1 rRNA gene is annotated in these 256 nt (G+C 52.7%); it reads left to right on the top strand.

What is annotated here, in order from left to right:
• Window positions 1–256, top strand: a 16S ribosomal RNA gene (locus BHE89_RS02395); the annotation flags it as partial.

Below are 256 nucleotides of genomic sequence, written 5' to 3'. Positions count from 1 at the left end.
CGTCAGCTCGTGTTGTGAAATGTTGGGTTAGTCCCGCAACGAGCGCAACCCTTATCCTTTGTTGCCAGCACGTTATGGTGGGAACTCAAAGGAGACTGCGGGTGATAAACCGGAGGAAGGTGGGGATGACGTCAAGTCATCATGGCCCTTACGAGTAGGGCTACACACGTGCTACAATGGCAGATACAAAGAGAAGCGACCTCGCGAGAGCAAGCGGAACTCATAAAGTCTGTCGTAGTCCGGATTGGAGTCTGCA

It is taken from the genome of Shigella sp. FC1967 (assembly GCF_001743005.1).
Classification (GTDB): Bacteria; Pseudomonadota; Gammaproteobacteria; order Enterobacterales; family Enterobacteriaceae; genus Proteus.
The sequence above is the reverse complement of the archived record's forward strand: the minus strand, read 5'-3'. Positions and strand labels throughout refer to the sequence as shown.